The organism is Bradyrhizobium sp. AS23.2, from assembly GCF_001908185.1.
Taxonomy (GTDB): domain Bacteria; phylum Pseudomonadota; class Alphaproteobacteria; order Rhizobiales; family Xanthobacteraceae; genus Bradyrhizobium.
This window is the reverse complement of sequence record NZ_LGHM01000115.1, coordinates 25,208-40,921: the sequence shown is the minus strand read 5'-3', so window position 1 is coordinate 40,921 and position 15,714 is coordinate 25,208. Positions and strand designations below refer to the sequence as shown.

General features: G+C 61.9%; 13 protein-coding genes. 8 read left to right on the top strand and 5 right to left on the bottom strand.

What is annotated here, in order from left to right:
• Nucleotides 1-40: 40 nt before the first annotated feature.
• The 8 genes from AC630_RS42950 to hemA all read left to right on the top strand — a co-directional run bounded on the left by AC630_RS42950 (nt 41) and on the right by hemA (nt 10,388).
• Nucleotides 41-2,476, top strand: coding sequence for an ATP-binding protein (locus AC630_RS42950; protein ID WP_083636363.1), 2,436 nt, complete (start codon nt 41-43; stop codon nt 2,474-2,476).
• 294 nt (nt 2,477-2,770) lie between these two features.
• On the top strand, nt 2,771-3,568 hold the full coding sequence (locus AC630_RS24180; protein WP_349539159.1) for a 3-hydroxyacyl-CoA dehydrogenase: 798 nt from the start codon (nt 2,771-2,773) through the stop codon (nt 3,566-3,568).
• A 1-nt stretch (nt 3,569) separates the two neighbouring features.
• On the top strand, nt 3,570-4,535 hold the full coding sequence (locus AC630_RS24175; protein ID WP_074120946.1) for a 3-hydroxyacyl-CoA dehydrogenase NAD-binding domain-containing protein: 966 nt from the start codon (nt 3,570-3,572) through the stop codon (nt 4,533-4,535).
• A gap of 247 nt (nt 4,536-4,782) precedes the next feature.
• On the top strand, nt 4,783-6,003 hold the full coding sequence (locus tag AC630_RS24170) for an acyl-CoA dehydrogenase family protein (RefSeq protein WP_074120945.1): 1,221 nt from the start codon (nt 4,783-4,785) through the stop codon (nt 6,001-6,003).
• Nucleotides 6,004-6,068: 65 nt separating this feature from the next.
• Nucleotides 6,069-6,863, top strand: a complete 795-nt coding sequence (locus tag AC630_RS24165; RefSeq protein ID WP_074120944.1) for an enoyl-CoA hydratase-related protein — start codon at nt 6,069-6,071, stop codon at nt 6,861-6,863.
• A gap of 26 nt (nt 6,864-6,889) precedes the next feature.
• Nucleotides 6,890-7,831 carry an alpha/beta fold hydrolase gene (locus tag AC630_RS24160; protein ID WP_083636362.1) on the top strand — a complete coding sequence of 314 codons (942 nt, stop codon included), beginning with the start codon at nt 6,890-6,892 and terminating at the stop codon, nt 7,829-7,831.
• An 11-nt stretch (nt 7,832-7,842) separates the two neighbouring features.
• Nucleotides 7,843-9,078, top strand: a complete 1,236-nt coding sequence (locus AC630_RS24155; protein ID WP_074120943.1) for a CaiB/BaiF CoA transferase family protein — start codon at nt 7,843-7,845, stop codon at nt 9,076-9,078.
• 83 nt (nt 9,079-9,161) lie between these two features.
• Nucleotides 9,162-10,388 (top strand): 5-aminolevulinate synthase, encoded by a 1,227-nt coding sequence (hemA, locus tag AC630_RS24150; RefSeq protein WP_074120942.1) that lies wholly within the window; start codon nt 9,162-9,164, stop codon nt 10,386-10,388.
• Here hemA and AC630_RS24145 read toward each other — a convergent pair whose 3' ends face one another.
• Genes AC630_RS24145 through AC630_RS24125 form a run of 5 tightly spaced genes read right to left on the bottom strand, consistent with a single transcriptional unit; the run spans nt 10,389 to nt 15,568 of the window.
• Nucleotides 10,389-10,838 carry a hypothetical protein gene (locus AC630_RS24145; protein WP_074120941.1) on the bottom strand — a complete coding sequence of 150 codons (450 nt, stop codon included), beginning with the start codon at nt 10,836-10,838 and terminating at the stop codon, nt 10,389-10,391.
• Nucleotides 10,839-10,850: 12 nt separating this feature from the next.
• Nucleotides 10,851-12,035, bottom strand: coding sequence for an ABC transporter permease (locus tag AC630_RS24140; protein WP_074120940.1), 1,185 nt, complete (start codon nt 12,033-12,035; stop codon nt 10,851-10,853).
• The gene (locus AC630_RS24135; protein ID WP_074120939.1) at nt 12,032-13,219 is read right to left on the bottom strand and encodes an ABC transporter permease; all 1,188 of its coding nucleotides are present in this window, start codon (nt 13,217-13,219) and stop codon (nt 12,032-12,034) included. Before AC630_RS24135 ends, AC630_RS24140 begins: the two co-directional genes overlap by 4 nt.
• A 1-nt stretch (nt 13,220) precedes the next feature.
• The gene (locus tag AC630_RS24130; RefSeq protein WP_074120938.1) at nt 13,221-14,219 is read right to left on the bottom strand and encodes an HlyD family secretion protein; all 999 of its coding nucleotides are present in this window, start codon (nt 14,217-14,219) and stop codon (nt 13,221-13,223) included.
• Complete coding sequence (locus AC630_RS24125; RefSeq protein ID WP_074120937.1) at nt 14,216-15,568, bottom strand: NAD(P)/FAD-dependent oxidoreductase; 1,353 nt, start codon at nt 15,566-15,568, stop codon at nt 14,216-14,218. The genes AC630_RS24130 and AC630_RS24125 overlap by 4 nt, the downstream gene beginning before the upstream one ends.
• Between the last annotated feature and the right edge of the window lie 146 nt (nt 15,569-15,714).

Genomic DNA, 15,714 nt, shown 5'->3' with positions numbered 1-15,714 from the left:
GCTGACCAGAGGTCCCGCTTGGTATTGACGAGCGAAAGCCATGAAACAAATTGGACGGACCGATACGATCGTCGAACAGCCGCCGCCCGTCGGCCTCAAGCCTGCGCCGACGACCTTCATCTCGGATTTCGTGAACGCCCTGCTGGGCACCAAGGCCGCGCCCAGCATGCTGATTCCAGCAGCCAAACCTTCACTCAATGAGCACATTCGTTACCTCGCCAAGCTCTGGAGCATCGGATTTGTGCTCATGGCGTCTGCGACCTGGGGAATGATCAAGCTCCAGACCTTCGATCGCCCAGGCACTGCGGTGCTTGTCTACTTGCTCGTTATCGTCTTCCTCTCATTGATGGATGGCATGATTACATCCGCTCTGTTTTCCGTTCTCGGTGTTATCTGCCTGGATTACTTCTTTACTGCGCCTCTTTATTCATTCGAGATCGGAAGCACCCAGGATATGGTGGCACTTGCCACCTTCCTGGTGACGTCATTTGCGATCACGACGCTCGTACGCAGAGCCCGTTACTTCGGCGAAACCCAGCATGAGCAAGCCACTCTTCTGGATCTGACGCCCGATGCGGTTCTGGTTCTGGATGCCAATCGCGTCATCACCTATTGGAATCGCGGTGCCGAAATCCTGTTCGGGTGGACCCGGGATGAAGCGGTCGGCAACGGCGTCCATCGGCTGCTGAAGACAGTTTATCCTGCCCCTCTTGATGAAATCGTAGAGATCTCGAAGCGCACCGGCCATTGGGAAGGTGAACTCGTTCAAACGACGCGCGATGGCGCTCAAGTCTTCGTCGCAAGCAAGTGGATCATACGGCGGGACGCGAGGGGCAATCCGATCGGCACGCTCCAGAGCAATACCGACATCACTACCCGCAAACGGACCGAAGAGGCGCTTTTGAAGAGCCAGGCTGCCTATCTATCCGAGGCCCAGCGCTTGAGCCACACGGGAAGCTTCGGCTGGAACGTGACCACCGGTGACCTAACCTGGTCCGAGGAGAGCTTCCGGATATTTGGATACAGTCAAGCGATCCGGCCTACACTCGACCTCGTCCTCGCACGCGTTCACCCGGACGACCGCCTTCTCGTGAGGAATGAGCTCAACCGAGCCGCCGCGCGCGAGGAACCGCTCGACTTCGAACATCGGCTGCTGATGCCGGACGGTTCAGTGAAGACCCTGCATGTGGTCGCGCGCCCTTCTGTCGAAGAACCAGGACGTTTCAGGCTGATCGGCGCAGTAATGGACGTGACCCAGCACAAGATCGCCTACGACGCGCTGGAAAACAGCGAGCTGCGGTATCGCCATCTCTTCAAGTTCATGCCGATCTCGCTCTGGAAGCTCGATGTCCGGCGTCTAATGGAAATGTTCGACGAGCTGAAGGCAACAGGCGTGACTGACCTTCCGGACTACCTCGCCGGACATCCTGAATTCCTTACCCGAGCAATGGATGTCATGGTCGCCGAGGAAGTCAATGAAGCCACCGTGCACATGTTCGGCGCCACAAATCAGGAGGAACTGCTCGGTTCTATCGGCCGCTTCTTCAAGGCAAGACCCGATACGATGGGACGGATCCTGAAGAGCCGCTTCGACGGTGAAGAGCTGTTTGAGGAAAAGTCGCAGCTCGTGACACTAGACGGTCGTCTGATCGATGTGCTCCTCACGACTGCACGAACCGAATTCGGGGTGACGCTCGCCAGCCTTGTCGAACTGACCGATCTGGTCCGGACGCAAGAGACGCTGGAGCGATTGCAGTTCGAATTTGCGCACGCAGCACGCGTCTCGACACTTGGCGAATTGACCGCATCGATAGCCCACGAGATCAACCAGCCGCTCGGCGCGATCGCGACCAATTGCCAGGCCAGTCTCAGATGGCTCGACCGGCCAGAGCCGGACTTGAATGAAGTTCGCAACCTCACTCGGCGAAGCGTTTCCGATGCCAGGCGAGCTGCCGAGATCATCGCGCGCGTCCGCGATATGGCGGCACGCCGGGCGCCGGAACGCGTTCTCGTATCTCCTCATGAGCTCATCCTCGAGGCCCTGCAGTTCCTCCGTCACGAGGTTGAGTGGCGCGGGGTCAATGTCTCGCACGTGTTCTCTGCTTCCGCCCCGCCTGTGCTCGGGGATCGGACCCTGCTGCATCAGGTCATCGTCAATCTCGCCGTGAACGCAATGCAGGCCATGGCGCGGCGTAGCGAGGCGGAACGCCGAATCACGGTGCGGACAACCTCGCTCGACGGCGTCGCATTGCGCTGTAGCGTTGAAGACAGCGGCCCGGGAATCGAGCCCGATCACATGTCGCGCGTCTTTGACAGCTTCTTCACGACAAAAGAAAGCGGGATGGGCATGGGACTATCCATCTGCCGCTCGATCATCGAAGCTCATGGCGGCCGGATCGAGGCTGACAACGGCAGCATCCACGGCGGCGCCCGGTTCTCCTTCAGCCTGCCGGCAGCGAGCACAATGTTGCAGTGACGTTCCGCCCGCACGTGATGCCGATCGCGAGTCTGCGATTTGAGAAAAGGCAAAACCATTCCGGTGGTGGCAATCTCATCCAAGAGAGCAAGAGCCGCTTAGCTCACTATGGCTGGCAACCGCGTCGGTTCCATGCCGGCGCAATAGCCAGCCAGGTGAGATATGCCCGAAGCCAACTTGAAGTCGGCGCCAAGCTCCCGCGCGTCAACCGTCACCCCTCGTCTCTTCGTCCTCGAATTGAACGCGGGCTGCATCCATGTGATGAATGTGGACGGCTCGAACAAGAGAACCATTGTGACCGGCTGTCGACACCCCGACGGGATCACAGTCGATGTCGAAGCGGGCCACATCTACTGGACCAATATGGGCGTCCCCAATCTGAACGACGGGTCGATCGAACGTGCTGACCTCGATGGTGGAAACCGCAAGACCATCGTCGCAGAAGGCAAGACTTTTACGCCCAAACAGATCATCCTCGATAAGAAGGCCGGCAAGCTCTACTGGTGCGACCGCGAGGGCATGCGCGTGATGCGCGCCAATCTCGACGGCTCCGCGCTGGAGACCCTGATCGAATCGGGCCATGGCGATACAGACCGCCGCGACCAAACCAAGTGGTGCGTCGGCCTGACCATCGATCCGAAGCACAAGAAGATCTACTGGACGCAGAAAGGGCCGGACAATGCCGGTCGCGGCCGCATCTTCCGCGCCAATCTCGAAATTCCAGGGAGCGAAACGGCCGCCAATCGCTCCGACATCGAGATATTCTTCGACAGTCTTCCGGAGCCGATTGACCTCGAGCTCGACCTCAAGAACCGCCTTCTCTACTGGACTGACCGCGGCGACGCGCCGCGCGGGAACACCGTCAACCGGGCCTCGATCGACAACAAGCCTGCCGAGCCCGAGATCGTGCTGAGCCACTTGATGGAAGCGATCGGTATTGCGCTCGACGTTCCCGGCGACCGCATCTTCGTAACCGACTTCGCCGGTTCGCTCTACTCGTCCCGGCTCGATGGATCGGCCGAGCGCAACTTCCTCTACGCCCAGGGCAACCTCACCGGCATCGCCTATGCCGAAATCGCAAAGGAGAAGTGATATGTCACAGCCGAAACCCATTCGCCGCGTCGCCATCATCGGGACGGGCGTCATCGGCGCAAGCTGGACCGCCCTGTTCCTCGCGAACGGGCTCGAGGTTGTGGCGACCGACGTTGCGCCGGACGCGGAAGCGGCTCTCAAGCGCTTTGTTGCAGCGGCCTGGCCGGCGCTGCAGCGATTAGGCCTTGCGCCCGGCGCAACACAAAACAAGCTGACCTTCACTGCGGCCCTCGTTGATGCCGTGAAGGGGGCCGATCTGGTGCAGGAGAACGGCCCGGAGAAGATCGATTTCAAGCGGACGCTCTATCGGCAACTCGACGAACTCCTGCCTGCCGACGTGATCATCGCGTCCAGCTCGTCGGGCCTGACCATGAGCGAGATCCAGTCGGCCTGCGAACGGCACCCCGAGCGCTGCGTCATCGGGCATCCCTTCAATCCTCCACACCTCGTGCCGCTGGTGGAGATTGTCGGCGGCGCCAAGACCGCAGAGGACACCATCCAGCGTACCGCCGCGTTTTACACCAGCCTCGGCAAGCGGACTGTCCGCCTCAACAAGGAGGTTCCCGGCCATGTCGCGAACCGGCTGCAGGCGGCGCTGGCGCGCGAAGTCTACCACCTCGTCGCTGAAGGCGTCGTCAGCGTCGCCGACGTGGACACAGCGCTATGCTGGGGCCCCGGCCTGCGCTGGGGCATCTTGGGCCAGGTGATGCTCAATCATCTCGGCGGCGGCCAGGGCGGCATCGAGCACTTCTTCAAGCAATTCACCGGCCCCATGACGGCTTGGTGGAAGGTGTTAGGCAACCCGGAACTGACGCCCGAAGTTCAGAAAAAGCTAATCGACGGCGTTCACGCCGAAGTCGGCTCGCGTTCCGTCGACGAATTGGCTGCCGAGCGCGATGAGGTCCTGCTTGGGCTGATCGAAATGCGCAACCAGATTGGCAAGGCGAACAAGGCAAAAGTCGCATAGGTCTCAACGAGCCACTCAAGCAGCAAGCGGCCTCCGGAAGCAGTCCTCTGGGGGCCGTTTCGTTTGTGCCCCAGCCAACGAGCTGCTCCGCCTCCGCAAAATACAACAAGGCAAAAACGTCCCCGGAATAACAACCGGCTTCAAGAATCAAGTCGGCGCCGCAGGCAAATTCATTGACGACACCAGACAACGCATTCCGCGTGTCGCTCGCTCTTACGTTCCAAACGTCGCGCCAAGGAGATCCAACATGGCCACAGCTACTGCAGCCCGCAAGCCCGACGCGCCGAAGGCGCTGCCGGTGCCGAACGGCGATTTCTACCAGCTTGTCGAGCTCTTGACGGCCGACGAGCTTGCGCTCGTGAAGAAGGTGCGGGCCTATATGGAAACCAAGGTCAAGCCGATCATCAACAAATACTGGTCGGACGACGCCTTCCCCTTTGAACTCTTGCCTTCCTTCAAGGAGCTCGGCATCGGCGGGCTTGGCTATGAGGGCTATGGCTGCGCCGGCGGGAGCCAGAAGCAGTTCGGCTTCGTTGCAATGGAGCTCGCGCGTGTCGATCCGTCGATCTGCACCTTCTTCGGCGTCCACAGCGGCCTGGCGATGGGATCGATCTACCTTGACGGTTCGGAGGAGCAGAAGCAGAATTGGCTGCCGCAAATGGCCCGCTTCGAGAAAATCGGCTGCTTTGGCCTAACCGAGCCGCTGGTGGGCTCCGCTGCCAGCGGCGGCCTCACCACGACCGCCAAGCGCGAGGGCGACACGTGGATCCTCAACGGGCAGAAGCGCTGGATCGGCAACGCGCCCTGGTGCGATCTCTCCATCATCTGGGCGCGCGACCTCGCCGACAACCAGGTGAAGGGCTTCATCGTCGAGAACAAGTCCTCGCCCGGCTTCAGCGTCGAGAAGATCGAGCACAAGGTCGCGCTCAAGGTGGTGCAGAACGGGCAGATCACGCTGAAGGACGTGCGTGTCCCCGAAGCCAACCGGCTGCAGGGCGGCAACTCCTTCCGCGATACCGCCCGCGTGCTCCGCATGACCCGCTACATGGTCGGATGGGCCTCGACCGGCGCGCAGATGGGCGCGTTCGAGAACACGCTTGCCTACACCCAGAGCCGAAACCAGTTCGGCAAACCCATCGCCTCGTTCCAACTCGTGCAGGATCTACTGGCGAAGATGCTCGGCAACCTCACCGCCTGCCAATGCTTGATGCTCCGCCTCGCCCAACTCGATGACGAGGGCAAGCTCGGCGACCACCACGCAGCGCTGGCCAAGGCCTTCTGCACGGCAAAGGCCCGCGAAACGGTGGCTTGGGGTCGTGAATTGCTGGGCGGCAATGGCATTGTCGCCGACTACCACGTCGGCAAGCTCTTCGCCGACGTCGAAGCGCTCTACTCTTACGAGGGCACCTATCAGATGCAGAACCTGATCGTGGGCAAGGCGGTCACGGGCCTCAGCGCCTTCGTGTAGCCGCGCAGGAGAACGGGCGGGAGATCACGCCCCGCCCGTCCGCCATTCCGGACAAGGAGACAAGAATGACAGACCAGCTGACGCTGGCGAACGTCCGCTACGAGAAAAGGGACGGTATCGCCTATGTGATCCTCAATCGCCCCAAGGTTCTCAACGCCCTGAACACGCCAACCTGGATCGACCTGCAGAAGGCCTTCGAGGATGCCAAAGCCGACGCGTCCGTGCACGGGGTGATCCTCACTGGGGCCGGAGACAAGGCCTTCATCGCCGGCGCCGACATCAGCGAACTCGCCCATGTCGACGCCTATGAGGCGGAGGAGTCGAGCCGCTTCGGCCAGGACGTGCTGAACCTGATTGAAAATATCGGCAAGCCTGTAGTCGCAGCAATTAACGGCTTTGCGCTCGGCGGCGGCTGCGAAACCGCGATGGCCTGCACGATCCGGATCGCCGCCGAGCACGCCAAATTTGGTCAGCCGGAGGTCAAGCTGGGTTTGTTGCCAGGTGGCGGAGGCACACAACGCCTGCCGCGCCTCGTTGGCAAGGGTCGCGCTCTCCAGTTGATCCTCACAGGAGAAACGATCTCTGCCCAGGAAGCCTACCGGATCGGGCTGGTCAATGAGGTTGTTCCAGCAGCCGACCTGATTGCGCGCGCGGAGGCGATCCTGAAGCAGATCTCGGCCAACGCGCCGATCGCCGTGAAGTTCTCGCTCGAGGCCACCAACAAGGGGCTCGAGACCAGCCAGACCGAGGGCTTTGCGCTGGAGGCCTCCTATTTCGGGATCTGCGCCGCAACGGAAGACAAGAAGGAAGGCACGTCCGCTTTCCTCGAGAAGCGCGCCCCGCAGTTTCATGGACGGTAGAGCACGAGCGGACCCGGAGAGCATAGATGACGGCCCAGACCAATTCTGCCATTCCGAGTGCCCAGTTTCGGCTGACAGGTGATGATGGCTTGTGCGTCGCTTGCGCGCGCTGGGATAGCCGCGGCGAAACGCGCGGCGTCGTCCAGATGGCACACGGCATGGGCGAGCACCTGCGGCGCTATGCCGATACCATCGACGTCCTGACCTCGGTGGGGTGGACGGTTTACGGCAATGATCACCGCGGTCATGGGCTCACGGCCCACTCGCCGGCGCGATTCGGCGACTTTGGGAGCGGCGGTTTCGATCTGCTCGTCTCGGACATGGTGCGCCTCACGGAAATCGCCCGCGACGAATTCCCTGACGTGCCGCTGTTTCTGCTTGGTCACAGCATGGGCTCTTTTGCAGCCCAGCTCTATGTCATCGATCATAGCCACCAGGTCGACGGATTGATCCTGTCGGGCTCCGGAGCGCTCGATGGCCTGGCACGACTGGCAAAGGCCGTTCCACCGGGAATCAACCTACTCAATGCCGCCTTCGAGCCGGCCCGCACGCCGTTCGATTGGCTGAGCCGTGACGAGCGCGTGGTCGACGCGTTCATGAATGACCCGCTCTGCTTCGCAACCCTTCAGCCGCAATCGCTTGCATCGTTTCTCGGCGCCGGCCGCCGACTGAAGGACCCCGTCGCCCTCTCCAAGGTCCGCTGTGACCTGCCGGTATATCTGTTTTCGGGCAGCGACGATCCAGTCGGCCAACATCTTGCGGGCGTCAAACTGCTGATCGAGCGTTACCGCGCCGCCGGCCTGCGCGACATTGCATTCGACTTCTATTCCGATGGCCGACACGAGATGCTCAACGAGATAAACCGTCGAGAAGTCCAAACGCGCCTGCTCGGATGGATCGCGAGCAAGCAGAATCGCTTCGAGGTCCGTGCGAGCGGGCCTTCCCTTTCCTACGAATTGCAACGCTGAGGAGACAGCAAATGTCCAACGACAACATCTTTTCCGGACTGAAGGTCGTGGATCTCGCGAGTTTCATCGCGGGGCCCGGAGCCGCCGTCATCCTCTCCGATTTCGGTGCCGACGTCATCAAGGTCGAGCCCCCGACTGGCGACACCTGGCGGATCGGCTACAAGATCCCACCCCAGCCGCGAGCCAAGGACAACTATCCCTGGCACCTGAACAACCGCAACAAGCGCAGCCTGACGCTCGACCTGAAGTCGCCGCATGCGCCCGAGATCCTGGAGCGCCTGGTCAAATGGGCCGACGTGCTGATCGTCAACACGCCTCACCCCGCCCGCAAGCGCCTCAAGCTGAATTACGAGGATGTCGCCACTTGGAATCCGCGGCTGATCTACGCCGACATTACTGGATACGGCGACAAGGGGCCCGACGCGGACCTGCCAGGGTTCGATATCACTGCTTATTGGGCCCGTAGCGGCCTGCTCTCCCTTACCCGGGATGCCGGCGCGCCGCCGACGCTGCCCGTTTCGGGCAGCGGCGACCATGCCACCGCGGTCAGCCTCTACTCCGCGATCGTGACCGCGCTATATCGGCGCGAGCGAACGGGACAAGGCTCTTACGTGACGACGTCGCTGCTTGCCTCGGGTGTCTGGGCCTGCGGCGTCTCGGTGCAGGCCGCGCTTTGCGACGCCCAGTTCTATCCGCTGCATGATCGAAAGAACCCGCCGAACGCGATCTTCAACGTCTACCAGGCGGCCGACGAGACCTGGTTCCTGATCGTGCTGACGCCCGACAAGTGGCCCGCTTTTGCCACCGGGATCGGCCGCCCGGATCTGTTGTCCGACGCGCGTTTCACGGATGCGGCAAAACTGGTGGCGAACGCGGGCCAGCTTACCGCGATTCTCGATGAGGTCTTTCGCGCACAGCCGATGTCGCACTGGCACGATGTGTTCGACCACAACCACGTCACCTTCGGCGTGGTTCGCGCGCCCTACGAGGTCGTCAAGGACCCGCAATTGCACGAGAACGACATTGTCGTCCCGCTCGAGGGCGCTGGCGGCAACCTGACGTTCACGGTCAGCAGCCCCCTTCAGGTTCATGGCGTTACGAAGGTCGCGGCCAAGCGCGCGCCGGAACTCGGCGAGCACAATAATGAGATCCTCAAGCAGCTCGGCTACGACGACGGCCGGATCGAGGGATTGTTCGTCAGTGGCGCCGTGCCGCGCGCCAAGGAACACAAGTCCTCTGCGGCCTAGCGATCGTCCCGGTCACGATTGGCGAAGCCTTCGCGTCGGCCGTCGCAGGCCGACGCGTGCTCGTTTTCGTACGGAGGTCGTCTATGAAATACGATGATCTCTTCAGCCAATCGCTAAAGCGCCTGCACGATGAACAGCGCTACCGTGTATTCATCGAGATCGAGCGGATCGCGGGCGAATGCCCCTTTGCCGTCTGGAAGCCACCGTCCGGACCACGCAAGGTTGTGATGTGGTGCTCCAACGACTATCTCGGCATGAGCCGGCATCCCAAAGTGATCGAGGCGCTGACCGAGACGGCGAGGCGAACCGGGATCGGCGCGGGCGGCACGCGCAATATCGCCGGCACCAACTCTCCGCTGGTTGAACTCGAATATGAGCTGGCCGACTTGCATGGCAAGGAGGCCGCACTGCTGTTTACCTCCGGCTATGTCTCGAATCAGGCCGGAATTTCCACGATCGCGAGGCTCATTCCCGACTGCCTCATCCTGTCGGACGAACTCAACCACAACTCGATGATCGAAGGCGTCAGGCAATCCGGTGTCGAGCGGAAGATCTGGCGCCACAATGACGTGGCCGCGCTCGAGCACCTGCTGGCGGCAGAGCCGTCACGTCCAAAGCTCATCCTGTTCGAAAGCCTCTATTCCATGGATGGTGACACTGCACCAATCAACCGTATCTGTGAGCTCGCCGAACGGTACGACGCCATGACCTATTGCGACGAAGTCCATGCGGTCGGCATGTACGGTCCGAGGGGCGCCGGCACCGCCGCGCAGGACGGTGCGATGCATCGCATCGACGTGATCGAAGGCACGCTCGCGAAGGCGTTCGGATGCCTGGGAGGGTACATCACCGGCAGCCGCAGTCTGGTCGACGCGGTCCGCTCGCACGCGCCCGGTTTCATCTTCACGACCGCTCTAGCCCCGCCGCTCTGCGCGGCAGCGACGGCCGCCATCCGTCATCTCAAGACGTCCGACCTCGAGCGCCGTCGGCAACAGGCCAACGCGGCGCGCCTCAAGCAGGTTCTGGTGTCGGCCGGGCTGCCTATCCTTCCGACCAACACCCATATCGTCCCCCTGATGGTTGGCGATCCCCGCCTGTGCAAGGCTGCGAGTGACCTCCTGCTCGACGACCACGGGATCTATATCCAACCCATCAATTATCCGACGGTCGCCAAGGGAACCGAGCGGCTTCGCATCACGCCGACGCCGTACCACGACGACGTCTTAATCGACCAGCTCAGGGACGCTTTGGTTGATGTCTGGGAACGACTGAACCTGGATTTTGTTCTCGCTTCGGTCGCTGCCGAATAATCAGATTCGCCCGGCGTCGAGTTGCTCGAATTCCACCCGGCACGCCACGCTGAAATCACGCAGCAGATCGATCGTGCCGTTGTTCGCCATGTCGCGAAGCTCGACAAAGGTCTTGTCGGGCTCGATATAGATATCCAGGATCTTCCTTGCGATGTGATCGGCGCTATTGATGACAGCCTCGCTCGACAGCACCCGCATCCTGCCGAGCTTGGCGTAGAGGCCGACGAGATTGGGGATATCGGCCTCGTCGTGCTGAAGGGCATCGATGTAGCATGTCGAAGCCTGTTCGATGAAATCGCGGTAGAGATTCTGGCGGCGATTCTTCTCATGCGACAACCACTGAGCGCGCGTCTGGAGCCGGTGGTTCAGCCAGTTCGCGACCACACTGGTCAGGCCCCCGACGGCGGTGCCGGTCAGAGCTGCGAGAGCCGAGATGATAGACGCATCCATGACAACGTGTCCTCAAGCAGGCGCCGCAACAGCCGGCGCGCTACGCCGTTTGCTGAACTCAATCATCACGGCGATTGTCGCGTAACCTGCCACGAGCAGCCAGAGTCCCAGGAACTCGCGGCGGACATCGGACAGGCTCGCGCCGAGCTGGGCGACGTCGACGAGGCCGTCGATCGCGAGCGTGCTCGGCAGGAGCTGCGCCACCCAGCGTACGGCGACGGGCATCGCTTCGGCCGGCCAAGCAAAGCCTCCGAGGAAGAAGAACGGCAATCCGATCGCCGCAAACACGAGTTGCACCGCCAGAGGCCTGCGGAAGATGGCAGCGACCACTAGCCCGAGGGCTCCGACGGCCAGCGTAAAGGGTAGCGCAAAGGCCAGAATGGTCACGACCGAGCCCAAGCGCGGAAGGCCGTAGAGGTACGGCAGGCCGATCAGATACGTCGAGACGATCAGGGCGTGGACAACGAGATAAGCCAGCAGCTTGCCGCCGACCGTGCCGATCGAGTCGAAGATCCGATCGCTCAATCGCGCCCCTACCCTGTCTTCCGCCGCAGTCTCGCCGCCCGGCATCGTTCCGAGCAATCCGACCCCGATCAGCAGGGTCTGCTGCAGGATCAGGACGAAGGCGGCCGGGAGGATATAGGTGGCGTAGCCGCCCTGCGGATTGAAAAGGGGCACTGGAATGAACGGCATGGGGTCGGTCGCTGCGGCCGCAACCGGCGGATCGACCCCAAGACCGACCAGACGCGCGATCTCGAAGTTAGTACCGAGCGTGCGGGAAACCGCCGTCACTGCACCGCTCATGCGCTGATACATCAGGAAATAGCTCGCGTCCGCATACAGCGCGATCGGAGATACGCGGCCGTGCAACAGGTCCCGCTCGAAATATTGCGGAATCACCAGGATCCCGAAGATGGCGCGTGTATAGACCTCTCGCTGAGCGGTCGGCATGTCCGGCAGGACCTTCGCGACCGAGACGTCCGGCGTCGCATCGATCTGCCGGGCAAGCTCGCGGCTGGTCTGAGTGCGGTCCTGATCGACCACGGCAATCGGAACCTTGCGCAGGGCCTCGTTCAGATAGGGCTGCGGGTAGAACAGCGCATAGACGGCGGCCGCAATCACGACCACCGAAACAACCGGCCGCAGTGAGAATATCCGGCTGAGTTCGTTGCGAAACACGGCCAGCAGCACTCTCATGGCCTCTCTCCCTGGTTGGATCGGCGCATCGCCAACACCCGCACCGCCGCGAGACCAACGAGTACGATCACGAATCCAATCAGCACGAGCACCGGCTTCCAGGACAGATCGATAGGCGTCCCCCGGATGGTCTGGTCGATCCGGGCCATCAAATACCAGGTGCCCGGCAGCAGCTCGCCATAGCCGTAAGCGAAATGGTTCATGCCAAGCCTGGGAAAGCCGATGCCCATGAAACCGAACGCCGGGGCCGTCAGCAGCGTGGCAATGCTCACCGCTGCCGCCACCGGCCGGAGCAGCAGCGCCAGCAATGCGCCGATGAATTGGCATGCGAGCACGAAGACGAAGCCGGCGGCGACCAAGACGACCGGCTCACCGCGCAACGGCAGCTCGAGAACCTTGAACAGGACGACGTCAGCAATGCCGAGCATCGACAGGAACAGGAGGGTATAAGGCAGCATCTTTCCGAACATGGCCGGTAACAGCCCTCCACCGAGCCGGCGAAGTGCCGTGAACCGGTGTCGTGTTTCGACATCGAGGCCGACCGCATAAGCCATGGTGGTCACGATGACGGTCTGCAGGACCGCCGGAAGCAGGGCGGCCAGCAGAAAGTGAACGTAGTTCAGCGTCGAATTGAACAGCGCATGAGTCTGCAAGGGAATCGGCGTGATTGCGGCTTGCGCCTCCTCAACCGGCTGTCCCTCCGCGGTCCGCAGCGAGATCCGGATTCCGGCCGCGACGGTGGGTATGGCGGCATTGGCGCCACGCAGCACGAGATTGCCCACGGTAAACGTCTGGCTGTTGTAGAAGAAGACCACCTCCGGACGCCGGCCTGCGAACACGTCGCGCTCGAGATTGTGCGGCAGCATCAGAATTCCGCGGATCTTGCGGGCGACGATCAAGTGCCGGCCTTCCGACAATTCGGCGACATGGAGCACAGCAGCCGTGTCCGGCGTAGCGTCGACGGCGCGGATGATCGAGCGAGACAGCTCCGAGCCATCGAGATCGAGGACCGCGATCGGCAGCCGCGTGGCAAGCCCCGCACTGAGGATCGCCGTGAGCAGAAACATCAGCGCAAGCGGCAGTGCGATTGTGAGCATCAGCAGCAACGGACGCCGTCGCAGCCACGCGATCTCGCGCCAGAATACGAGTGAAAATCCCGGCCGCTGCTGGTCACGGCGCTTCATGTCAGCGAACCCGGGCCGACCAGGCGGCGATCGCGCTCATGCCCGGACGCAAGCTATCCACGGGCTGCAACGGCTTTGCGCGCACTTCAAACGTCCTAAGGTCGAAGTCGCCGGTCGCGCGCGTGGCTCGCCAGGTGGCATATTGCCCCTGGACGTTGATCATCGTCACGCGCACGGGAACGGTCTTCGATTTCAAGGCCGGCACCGTAACCTCGAACCGATCGTCGATCTTCAGTCCCGCGAGCAAGTCCTCTCGCAGGTTGAAGGTAAACCAGAGATCATTCATGTCGATGAGCGAGAACAGCGGCGCACCGGCGCTGAAGTTCTCGCCAAGCTCCGCGACGCGGCTGGTGATCTGCCCCGTGATCGGTGCGCGCAACGTCAGCTCGGAGACGTCGACGTCGCGCTGGTTGAGACTGGCCTCGGCTTGCTTGACCTGAGCCGCCGCGAGCGCTTTCTCCTCGTCGCTGGCGCCTTTCTGGGCGAGATCGAGCGCGGCCTTGGCCGCATCCCGATTGTTGGTGGCGTTTTGAAGATTGCGAGTCGCCTCGTCGACTTTCTGCTGAGGGGTGAAGCCGGTCGTTATCAGGTGGGATTGACGATCGAACTCTTCCTTGCGAAGGACGACGTCGGCTTCGGCGGCGGCGAGTTCGGCCCTGCGTGCGAGAATTGTTTCCGGCCGCGTGCTGTACACCCGGTCATAGTCTGCCTTGGCCACGGCCAGAGCCGCACGTGCGGATATGAGGGCCGCCTTCAGTTGCGGGCTGTCGAGCTCGGCCAGCACGCCCCCCCGATCGGGCGTCTCCCCGACGTCGAAACGCCATTCCACCACCCGTCCGTTGACGCGCGGACTCACATCCACTCGGTTGGCGGAAACTTCGCCCTGGACCGTGAGCGGCGGCGGTCGGGTCGCAAACCACAGGAATGTTCCCAGTCCGAGCACTGCGCCGGCAAGAACAATCCAACGGACGGCTTTCACTGTGGTGGCTGAAGCGCTCATGATGCTGACTTTTGTTTGGGTATTTCGACGGACCTGGGCGCCTCCGCGATCAAGCGAGAGCTGCGTTGGCCACTCAGATAGGACCAGATCCATTGGATCTGTACTCTGAAGCGGTTCTGGAGCAGCGGTAGCGCGAGCACGTGGAGGGTGGCCCATACCATCCAGGTGACAAAGCCGCTGGTGCGCATGCGGCCGGCCTCCAGGATCGCAAAATTCTTTCCCACCACCGCCATGTTGCCCCTGCTGCGATAGCGGAATGGACGACCGTCGCTACGACCTTCGACCCGCCTGACGATCAGCCGGCCGGCAAACCGACCCTGCTGAATCGCGGCCTGCGCAACGCCGGGAACGGGATAACCATCCTGCGTCATAGAGGTGGCGTCGCCGGCCACGAAGACGTTGGGCGCTTCGGGGATGTCCATGAAGGGACCAATCAACGCACGGCCAGCACGGTCGGTCGTGGTACCCAGCATTTTCACGACTGGCGATGCTGTCACGCCGGCCGTCCACAGCACGGTCGCACTGGTGATGCGCTCGCCGCTGGCAACCACGCCCTGCTCGTCGACCTTCTCGACCTTCAAGCCGGTCCTGACCTCGACCCCAAGCCGCTCTAGCCGCCGCACAACCTTCCTGGACAGGGTTTCGGCGAAGCTTGGCAGAATTCGATCGCCGCCATCGACAAGGACAATCCGGCTCTTCGCCGGATCGATTCTGCGGAAATTGTTGCGCAGCGTGACTGACACCATGTGCGCGATGGAAGCCGCGAGCTCGACACCTGTCGGACCGGCTCCAACGAGGACAAAGGTCATTTGGCGGGCTCGTTCAGTCTCGTCCTCGGTGGATTCGGCCAATTCAAACGCGCCCAAGATCTTGGTCCGAATGGTTTCGGCATCATTGAGGCTCTTGAGGCCTGGCGCGTGCGCGGCGAACTCGTCGTGACCGAAATAGCTTGGTCGCATTCCCGTGGCGATGACGAGATAATCGAATTCGATCTTGCGAATACCAAGACCGGGATAGATCGCCTCGATCGTACGCATGCGCAAATTGATACCGGTCACCTCTGCGAGTACCACGCTGAGATTCTTCTGTTTGGCCTCGAGCTGGCGGATCGACGTGGCGATCTCTGAAGGTGCCAGAACAGCGGTCGCGACCTGATACAGAAGCGGCTGAAAGATGTGGTGGTTGCGCCGATCCATGAGGATGATCTCGACATCGGACTTTCTCAGCGCTTGCGCGGCGGCGATGCCCGCGAATCCTCCGCCGACGATCACGACACGTTGCTGTTTCGGCTGGGAAGAGGCGGCCGGCAATCTGTCCTGCGGAAGACTCTCGATCGATACGGTGCTCATGGTGTATCTGACGATCTCTTGCTGACGCCGCCTGCCCGCGGATGAGTGCGGGCTATACTGCGGCTCCGCACACGGGCTCTTGGACGCTGTTGCGAAGCCTAGAACGCTCTTGCGGCATTCGAGATGAATCACCGTTTGTCCAAGAC

Excerpts from the sequence above, each read along its gene's own strand:
- AC630_RS24140 (WP_074120940.1), bottom strand. The coding sequence starts at position 12,035 with ATGAGAGTGCTGCTGGCCGTGTTTCGCAACGAACTCAGCCGGATATTC.
- AC630_RS24170 (WP_074120945.1), top strand. The coding sequence starts at position 4,783 with ATGGCCACAGCTACTGCAGCCCGCAAGCCCGACGCGCCGAAGGCGCTG.
- AC630_RS24145 (WP_074120941.1), bottom strand. The coding sequence starts at position 10,838 with ATGGATGCGTCTATCATCTCGGCTCTCGCAGCTCTGACCGGCACCGCC.
- AC630_RS24155 (WP_074120943.1), top strand. The coding sequence starts at position 7,843 with ATGTCCAACGACAACATCTTTTCCGGACTGAAGGTCGTGGATCTCGCG.
- AC630_RS24160 (WP_083636362.1), top strand. The coding sequence starts at position 6,890 with ATGACGGCCCAGACCAATTCTGCCATTCCGAGTGCCCAGTTTCGGCTG.
- AC630_RS24165 (WP_074120944.1), top strand. The coding sequence starts at position 6,069 with ATGACAGACCAGCTGACGCTGGCGAACGTCCGCTACGAGAAAAGGGAC.
- AC630_RS24175 (WP_074120946.1), top strand. The coding sequence starts at position 3,570 with ATGTCACAGCCGAAACCCATTCGCCGCGTCGCCATCATCGGGACGGGC.
- AC630_RS24130 (WP_074120938.1), bottom strand. The coding sequence starts at position 14,219 with ATGAGCGCTTCAGCCACCACAGTGAAAGCCGTCCGTTGGATTGTTCTT.
- AC630_RS24135 (WP_074120939.1), bottom strand. The coding sequence starts at position 13,219 with ATGAAGCGCCGTGACCAGCAGCGGCCGGGATTTTCACTCGTATTCTGG.
- AC630_RS24125 (WP_074120937.1), bottom strand. The coding sequence starts at position 15,568 with ATGAGCACCGTATCGATCGAGAGTCTTCCGCAGGACAGATTGCCGGCC.
- AC630_RS42950 (WP_083636363.1), top strand. The coding sequence starts at position 41 with ATGAAACAAATTGGACGGACCGATACGATCGTCGAACAGCCGCCGCCC.
- hemA (WP_074120942.1), top strand. The coding sequence starts at position 9,162 with ATGAAATACGATGATCTCTTCAGCCAATCGCTAAAGCGCCTGCACGAT.